The organism is Cnuella takakiae, assembly GCF_001953305.1.
GTDB classification, from domain to species: domain Bacteria; phylum Bacteroidota; class Bacteroidia; order Chitinophagales; family Chitinophagaceae; genus Flavisolibacter; species Flavisolibacter takakiae.
Genome location: NZ_MTFE01000010.1, coordinates 1,000,511 through 1,008,716, shown reverse-complemented (window position 1 = coordinate 1,008,716; position 8,206 = coordinate 1,000,511). Strand labels below are relative to the sequence as shown.

Below are 8,206 nucleotides of genomic sequence, written 5' to 3'. Positions count from 1 at the left end.
TTTACCCCCCCCCCGCCTTTATTTTATCCAGTATATTCTTTCTGGAAGTATCACTCATTATGCAGAAGGTTGCTGGTTCACTACATTGGGATCAAATGGAGGAACACCTTCCGATATACCACCGTCATGGTGTTTTTCGTCATCTACACCAAGGGCTTTTTTCTCTTCGTAGGGGCGTTCGCCAATCAGTGCTTCCACATCACTCTGGAAGAGCACTTCTTTATCCAACAGGGCTTCTGCCAGCAATTCCACTTCGGCCTTTTTACCACGCAACAAGTCCTTGGTGCGTTCGTATGCGGCGTCGATCAGCTTGCGCACTTCCTCGTCAATCAATTTGGAAGTTTCTTCGGAATAGGGCTTGGTAAAGCTCTGGTCCTGCTGCGGATCGTAGAAGGAAATATTACCCACTTTATCGCTCATACCATATACCGTTACCATGGCATAACCAATCCGGGTGATCTGCTGCAAGTCGTTTTGCGCACCGGTAGAAATTTTACCAAAGAAAATTTCTTCGGAGGCACGACCACCCAGGGTCATACAAATCTGGTCGAGCAACTGGTCGGTATTGTACAGGTACTGCTCTTTGGGCGTGTACTGCGCATAACCGAGGGCTGCGGTACCACGCGGAACGATGGTCACCTTCAGCAGCGGGTAAGCATGCTCGAGGTACCAGCCGCAGATGGCGTGGCCAGCTTCATGGTAGGCAATGATCTTTTTTTCGTCGGGAGAAATGATCTTGTTCTTTTTCTCCAAACCACCAATAACGCGGTCAACGGCATCCTGGAAGTCGGCCATGTCTACACCCGCTTTGTTTTTGCGGGCGGCAATCAGGGCAGCTTCGTTACAGACGTTGGCAATATCGGCACCGGCAAAACCAGGGGTCTGCTCAGCGATTTTGTGGATGTTGAGGCTCTCAGAAACCTTGATGCCTTTAAGATGCACTTTAAAGATCTCCTCGCGGCCTTTCAGGTCGGGCTTGTCGATGGTGATCTGGCGGTCGAAACGGCCGGGACGGAGCAGGGCCGTATCCAGCACATCGGGACGGTTGGTAGCAGCCAGCACAATGATGCCGCTTTCGCCGCTAAAGCCATCCATCTCTACCAGCAACTGGTTGAGGGTGCTTTCGCGTTCGTCGTTGCTCATCATCATGTTCTTGCCCCGGGCACGACCGATGGCGTCGATTTCATCGATAAAGATGATACAGGGCGATTTCTCACGTGCCTGCTTGAACAGGTCGCGTACCCGGCTGGCACCCACCCCTACAAAGAGCTCTACGAAGTCAGAACCCGACATAGAGAAGAAAGGTACCTGGGCTTCACCTGCCATGGCTTTCGCCAGCAGGGTTTTACCCGTACCCGGAGGGCCTACCAGCAGTGCGCCTTTGGGAATCTTACCACCCAATGCAGTGTACTTCTTGGGATTGCGCAGGAAATCAACGATCTCCATTACTTCCACTTTGGCTTCATCAAGACCGGCAACATCTGAAAAGGTGATGTTTACGCGGGTACCCTTGTCAAACAAGGTAGCTTTCGATTTACCAATGTTGAAAATACCACCGGGGCCACCGCCGCCGCCGGCACCACCACCCATCTTACGCATCAGGAGTATCCAGATGGCGATGAAAATGAGTATGGGCAACAGGGTAGTAATGATGGGGCTAAACCAGTCGCGTTCGGTATCTACCGTACCCACGTTTTTCACGGTGGGGTTATCAGAGTAAAACTTCCGCATATCGTCCTTGAACGAATCGCCCGAAACAATGCGGAAATAAAAATGCGGGCCGTTGGCTTCGGTGGCGTTGTTGGCGGCACCTACCTCGTTGCCATATCGGGCCAGCCCTTCTTTGGTGAGGGTAACCCGTACAATGTTGCGGTTGTTGACAATAACGTACTCGTTCACGCTGCCTTCGCGCAACATTTGCTCAAACTGGTTCTGATCGATCTGCTTGGTGGTAGGCGTAAAAGGCCCAAACACCTGGAAGGCGATCAGGATGGCAAAAATGATGGCGTAAACCCAGTAAATGCTGAAACGGGGCCCTTTGCGCGGCGAATTTTCGCCATCATCGGGCCTGTTCGAGAATTTGGGCAGGCGAGGCTTGCTATTGTCCTTATATGGTTCTTGTGACATGTTCCTTTCTTATGGATAAAAGCTACTAAATAAAAGGCTTGCAAAACGTAGCTGACCGGTTGTTAACAAACCAGCTTATTCTTCGTTGTGCTCTGCTGCCGCTGCATCGCTCCACATCTCTTCCAGCTTGTAAAACTTGCGGGTTTCGGGGGTCATGATATGCACTACCACATCAACATAGTCGAGCAATACCCATTGCAGTTGCTGGCGGCCCTCCTGATGGTAGGGGCTGTCGCTGCACTTCTGCCTTACTTCCTCTTCAATATGGTCGGCAATGGCACGCACCTGTGGCTGGCTGCCCGCTTCGCAAATGATGAAAAAGTCGGATACGGCTTCGTTGATCTTGCGCAGATCGAGCGAAACCACGTTTTCGCCCTTTTTATCACTGATGGCTTTGAGGATGGTCTTGATGATCTTAGAGTTGCGGGTGAGCCTGGAAACGCTGCTGCGCTTGCGGCCCGATAAAACATCTAGTGGTTCCAAATAATCTTCACGTTTAATTTTCAATAAAGGGGTTCACACACAGTTCAGGCAAGCGGGCAATTTGGATTTGCGTTCGTTACTTTGGCCAAATTTAGGCGAATTGTACCCTATGGCAAAACCCATCGGCGCTTCCTTTATCGAACTTAGGCAGGTTGAAAGTACCAACAACTATGCCATGGGAATGGTACATGCCCGTATGGCACACCATGGCTTATGCGTGTTTGCACACCAGCAAACGGCAGGTAAAGGCCAGCGCCAGAAGCAATGGGTTTCCGGCACCGGCAAGGACATCATCCTCAGCCTTGTGGTAGAACCTTTTGCCCTGGCTCCTTCTCAGCAGTTCCTCCTCAGCATGACCGTAGCCCTTGGGGTTTATCGTTTCTTTAACCATTATGCTGGCGATGAAACCAGCATTAAATGGCCCAACGACCTGTATTGGCGTGACAGAAAGGCAGGTGGCATTTTAATCGAGAACATTGTACAGGGCCACCAATGGCAATGGGCCGTAATTGGAATGGGTATCAACATCAATGAAACCAGCTTTCCCGAACTGAACCGCCGCCCTGTTTCCCTGAAGCAAATTACCGGTAGAACTTTTGAACCAGTAACATTAGCGCGGGAACTGCTTGGTTATTTGCAAACAGCTTTCGACCAGTTGCAATCCAACCCAAACTCCATTTTAGCAGATTACAACAAAGCCTTTTTTGCTTTGAACCAGCAAGTAGCTTTTAAACAAGGCAGCCGCCATTTTTCCGGAATTATAAAAGGCGTAGCGCCCAGCGGCGAACTGCTGGTGCAAACCGGTGTGGAAGAAAGGTTTGGAATGGGCGAAGTGGAATGGTTGATTTAACCATACTAACAGGTTTTTGGAATACACCTCACAGGTTTTAAAAACCTGTGAGGTGTGCTCTAGCCTGGCCCGTTAGCTTTCCCGCTGTATCCAACCCCAACAATGCAAGGCCGGGTGCTGCTCCCTTTTCCAGCCTGCCCAGTTGGGTCCACCCCAAGGCTCGTGCACCATTAACAGTTGCTGCCTGTAACAAGCTTTCCAGTGGCAATTGAGGGTAAGCTTCAGCCAGCAACTTTATTTCGGATGCAATACTCAGTTGCCAGTTGCTGCTGTAACTATCGGTACCCAGTACCACAGTGCAGCCTTCTTCAAGCAATAAAGGCAACGGCGGTACAGCATCTTCAATATACTTATTGGCACCCGGGCAAAGACACCATACCAGCTTCAGCCCGTATTGCCGGGCATGTGCCTGCGCAAATTGAATATCTTCCAATTTGGTAAAAGTGTTGTGTACCAGTACAATGGTTTGGCCCTTGGTAAAATAGGGCAGCCAGCTTTGCAGGCTGCTCTTTCCTGTACCACCCAGGGGCTGTGTTTGCGTAAGCTGGTATAATTGCAAAAAATCGCCACCACCCGATTCAAAAAGCTCATTTTCTGCCGGCGTTTCCTGGTTGTGCACCGAAATAATTGCTCCTTCGGATGCCTCGTTGAGTGCGGTAAAAGTGGCCGGGCTAACGCTATAGGGCGCATGCGGCGTAAGGATGGATGCAGCAAGCCCGGCTGCCAGGTGTCCTTCCAACACAGCCCGGTTGTGCGCCCAGCGCGGTTCCAGGGTGGCATCGGAAAAGTTGAGCACCTCCACAAAGTTGCGCCATTGCAACCCGCTTTCCTTTTTGATACCAATAACATCGGTGGTATTGCAGATATCACCTACAGCCACAATGCCGGCAGCCCGCATTTCGGCAACGGCCTGTTTTGCCCTTTCAGTAATGATTTCAAGCGGCCAGCCTTCCTTTCGTTTGGCCACCACCTGCAATAGAAAATGTACCAATCCACCACCTTCGTTGATTTGATTTTTAAAATGACTCAACTCCAGGTGGCAGTGGGCGTTTACCATACCCGGCATGAGGATACCCGACAGCATTTCGAACTCCTCAGGTGCATTTTCGGGCGCCAAGAGGTCCAGTATTGTTCCATTTTTCACCACCACGGTTGTGCCCTCCGGCAAAAACTGCTGCCCGTCAAACATCCGGCTTGCCCGGTACATTTTTACTGCCATGTGGCTAAAATAGGCCCTTAACGTTTGCATTGGCCGCTGGCGCTTAATTTTGCCGCCTAATTTTTACCATGCTCGACAGACTTGACGCCATAAAAGCCCGCTTTGATGAAATAGGTATCGCGCTTACCAACCCCGAAATTATTGCCGACAATAAAAAGTTCGGTGGGCTGAGTAAGGAGTACCGCGGACTGGAAAAGATCGTGAACGCCTACAACGACTACCGCAAGGTGCTGGATGATGTGGCCTTTTACAGAGAGGCACTCAACGGCAATGACGAGGAGATGCGCGAACTGGCCAAGATGGAACTGCCCGACTCGGAAGAAAAACAGGAAAAAATGGAGGCGTCTATCCGCCAGATGCTGATTCCCAAAGATCCGCAGGACGATAAAAATGCCATCCTGGAGATCCGTGCCGGTACCGGCGGCGATGAAGCCAGCCTTTTTGCAGGCGACCTGCTGCGTATGTACCAACGTTATTGCGAGCAGCGTGGCTGGAAAGTGGCCCTGCTTTCGGAAAATGAAGGCGCGGTAGGCGGTTTCAAGGAAGCACAGCTGGAAGTGATTGGCGACGACGTATATGGCACCCTCAAATTTGAGAGCGGCGTACACCGCGTACAACGCGTGCCCGATACGGAAGCCAGCGGCAGGGTACATACCAGCGCAGCAACGGTTGCGGTGATGCCTGAGGCCGAAGAGGTGGATTTTGAACTGAAAGAGAGCGATGTCAAGATGGAAACCTCCCGAAGCGGTGGCGCCGGTGGACAGAACGTAAACAAAGTGGAGACCAAGGTGATGCTGACCCACATCCCTACCGGAACGGTGGTGATTTGTCAAACTGAACGTACCCAGCTGGGCAACCGCGAAAAGGCCATGAATATGATGCGTACCAAATTGTATGAGGAACAGGTGCGCAAACAAGAGGAAGAAATTTCCCGACACCGCAAGAGCCTGGTGAGCTCCGGCGACCGGTCGGCAAAAATCCGCACCTACAATTTCCCGCAGGGCCGGGTTACCGATCACCGCATTGGCCTTACTTTATACAACCTGCAGGAAGTGTTGAACGGCGGTATCCAGGAGCTTATTGATGCGCTGCAATTTGCTGAAAATGCGGAGAAAATGACCAAACAGGCATAATTATTGGTCTTTCTTACTGACTTTTTTTTCAATTGATGAGTTGCATTTTTCTTAAAAGCTTCTCATCTTGGGAAGCAGCAAAGAAAAATTGGGTGTTTTGCAAAAACTGGCATCATTTTTTCTCTTTTAGAAGCAGTTCTTGCAAAGGGCAGCAATGCCTTAAGAACATTTTAAGAAAATCAGATTAACCCTTTGGCAACATATTTGCTTTTATGAAGTTGTTCTTCTAAGAGCAGTCAATTTTCTCATAAGCAGTTAGTTTTGGTTGCGACCCCTGTTTCCACAGGGGTTTATTTTTTTATACGGGCCAAGGCCCACAATCCTAACATCGCTCCTGCCGTATCGGCGGCGGCGTCCCACAAATCAAAATCGCGGTTCACGATCAGTTGGTCCTGTACCACTTCCACCAGCAAGCCATAGGCTATGGCTGTCAGCAACAGCAGCAAGGGCTTGCGGCGGGTAAAAACGCCAAGGGCATTCCCCCACAAAAACAGCAGGACGGCAAAAAGACCGATATGCACCCATTTATCGAAATGGATACCTGAAAGCCAGTTGATCTTGGGAATGGCACTACCAGGCAGACAAAACAGGAAAGAGATAAACACCAGCCACCCCAGTGCAAAGGGCAGCGCATAACGATTCAGCAAACGCATAGCATTAAAAAAGCCTTCCGGAGAAGGCTTGAATTTTATTAAGCAACAAGACTTTGGTAAGCTTCGGCGGTCATAAGGCCTTCCACATCGGCGAGGTCTTTCACCTTCATCCGCACCATCCAGCCTTCACCGTAGGGATCGCTGTTTACCAGCTCGGGGCTGCTGTTCAGTTGGGGGTTTACTTCCGTAATGACTCCGCTCACAGGCAGGAAAAGGTCGCTAACGGTTTTTACCGCTTCAACAGTACCAAACACGGCACCGCTTTCCAGGTCCTGGCCAACGGTTTCGATTTCCACGTAAACAATATCACCCAGTTCGCCCTGTGCAAAGCTGGTAATACCTACAACGGCTTCATCGCCTTCAATACGTACCCATTCGTGCTCTTTGGTGTAACGCAGGTTATCCGGAAAGTTCATAGCATTGATTTAGGGCCGCAATATAGTTGGAAGTTGGGAAAGACGGAAAAGACAGAAAAGTCAGTAAAGACGGGAAAGACAATAAAGAAGGGTACATGGCAGCCTGAGCAATAGGATGTTTGAAAAATACAGTAACTATTTCAGGCCGGTTAAACCATTTTGAAACGAATAGTTAACTAAAAAGGCTGGTTACCTACATACTGTTCAACCAAATAGGAAATGGACTAACCTCTTTACTGTCTTCTCCTCACCAATCTCGCCTGTACGATCCGCACATCCTGTGCGGGCCGGTCGCCCAGCTGGCGGTTGACGGGTGTGGCCGCAATACGGTCAATTACATCCTGGCCTTTAACAACATAGCCAAAAATGGTATACTGGTTATCCAGTTGGGGCGTGCCGCCGGTAGTCCGGTAAACCGCTCTTTGCTCCTGGGTGATCTTTCTTTTTACCCGCACCCTTTCCAGCGAATCCATCTGGCTGTCGGTCCAAGTTTTTCCCTGTACAATATAAAATTGGCTGGCGCTGCTGCGCCGTTCGGGGTTTACATCATCGCCGTTGCGGGCCGCTGCCAGTGCCCCTTTTTGGTGAAACAGTTCCGGCTTTATCTCGGCAGGAAGGGTATATCCCGGACCTCCGGTTCCCAGTCTTTGCCCGGCAGCAGCCCGCCGGCTGTTGGGATCGCCGCTCTGTACCATGAAACCCTGAATAACGCGGTGAAACAGGATGCTGTCATAAAAACGGCTTTTTACAAGCTGCAGGAAATTGTCGCGGTGCTGCGGTGTGGCATCATAGAGCCGCAAACGGATAGCACCTGACGTGGTAACAAGCTCCACATCGCGGCGGCGATCCTTTTTACGCAGCTTATTATCCTGCTGGGCAGGGGCGAGGTGGGAAATCAGGAGCAGTAAGAATAGCAGTTGTTTCATGGTAGTTACAGGTACAGTGGCAACATAAATGGCGTGTGCAACAAATTTCATTTAAAAACCCTGCTCCTGGAAATACAACAGGATATGATCCTTCAGAAAATTCTCCTGCTCAAAAGGAACCAGTTCGGGCATGGGTTTAAGTTGTTTGAAATGCGGCCAGCCGTCTTCATCTACCTTTTCCAGCTCGTAATAACCACTGGGGCTGAGTACGGTACAAATGGCAATATGCATCAGGTCCTGCTTTTGTTCCTTGCTAAACTTCGCTTTTACATCGCCCAGTTCCTGTATGCCGATCAGGAACAGGATGCTTTCCACATCCGGCTTTTTGCCAAACCGCTCCATCATTTTTTGCTCCAGGGCAAACCACCGCACCTGCAGGTCGTCGTTGAAATTCATAGC

The 8,206-nt window shown here is 50.3% G+C and carries 9 protein-coding genes; 2 read left to right on the top strand and 7 right to left on the bottom strand.

Annotation, left to right across the window (positions count from 1 at the left end; all coding sequences use genetic code 11):
• Nucleotides 1-57: 57 nt before the first annotated feature.
• Nucleotides 58-2,127, bottom strand: a complete 2,070-nt coding sequence (gene ftsH / locus BUE76_RS04840) for an ATP-dependent zinc metalloprotease FtsH (RefSeq protein WP_073045115.1) — start codon at nucleotides 2,125-2,127, stop codon at nucleotides 58-60.
• 75 nt (nucleotides 2,128-2,202) lie between these two features.
• Nucleotides 2,203-2,610 carry a ribosome silencing factor gene (rsfS, locus tag BUE76_RS04835; protein WP_073045114.1) on the bottom strand — a complete coding sequence of 136 codons (408 nt, stop codon included), beginning with the start codon at nucleotides 2,608-2,610 and terminating at the stop codon, nucleotides 2,203-2,205.
• 109 nt (nucleotides 2,611-2,719) lie between these two features.
• Between rsfS and BUE76_RS04830 the strand changes: the two genes are divergently transcribed.
• Nucleotides 2,720-3,460, top strand: coding sequence for a biotin--[acetyl-CoA-carboxylase] ligase (locus BUE76_RS04830; protein WP_073045112.1), 741 nt, complete (start codon nucleotides 2,720-2,722; stop codon nucleotides 3,458-3,460).
• Between the two features lie 37 nt (nucleotides 3,461-3,497).
• Here BUE76_RS04830 and BUE76_RS04825 read toward each other — a convergent pair whose 3' ends face one another.
• Entirely contained in the window at nucleotides 3,498-4,679 is a 1,182-nt protein-coding gene (locus BUE76_RS04825; RefSeq protein WP_158069927.1) for an amidohydrolase family protein, read from the bottom strand.
• Nucleotides 4,680-4,747: 68 nt separating this feature from the next.
• On the opposite strand from BUE76_RS04825, the gene prfA reads away from it, so the two are divergent.
• Entirely contained in the window at nucleotides 4,748-5,812 is a 1,065-nt protein-coding gene (prfA, locus tag BUE76_RS04820; protein WP_073045110.1) for a peptide chain release factor 1, read from the top strand.
• Between the two features lie 290 nt (nucleotides 5,813-6,102).
• On the opposite strand, the gene BUE76_RS04815 is transcribed toward prfA, so the two are convergent.
• The 4 genes from BUE76_RS04815 to BUE76_RS04800 form a co-directional block, all read right to left on the bottom strand.
• Nucleotides 6,103-6,465, bottom strand: a complete 363-nt coding sequence (locus BUE76_RS04815) for a VanZ family protein (RefSeq protein ID WP_083596601.1) — start codon at nucleotides 6,463-6,465, stop codon at nucleotides 6,103-6,105.
• A 38-nt stretch (nucleotides 6,466-6,503) separates the two neighbouring features.
• Nucleotides 6,504-6,881, bottom strand: coding sequence for a glycine cleavage system protein GcvH (gene gcvH / locus BUE76_RS04810; RefSeq protein ID WP_073045108.1), 378 nt, complete (start codon nucleotides 6,879-6,881; stop codon nucleotides 6,504-6,506).
• A gap of 233 nt (nucleotides 6,882-7,114) precedes the next feature.
• Nucleotides 7,115-7,807, bottom strand: a complete 693-nt coding sequence (locus BUE76_RS04805; RefSeq protein WP_073045184.1) for a peptidylprolyl isomerase — start codon at nucleotides 7,805-7,807, stop codon at nucleotides 7,115-7,117.
• 51 nt (nucleotides 7,808-7,858) lie between these two features.
• Nucleotides 7,859-8,203 carry a hypothetical protein gene (locus BUE76_RS04800; RefSeq protein WP_073045106.1) on the bottom strand — a complete coding sequence of 115 codons (345 nt, stop codon included), beginning with the start codon at nucleotides 8,201-8,203 and terminating at the stop codon, nucleotides 7,859-7,861.
• Nucleotides 8,204-8,206 lie beyond the last annotated feature (3 nt).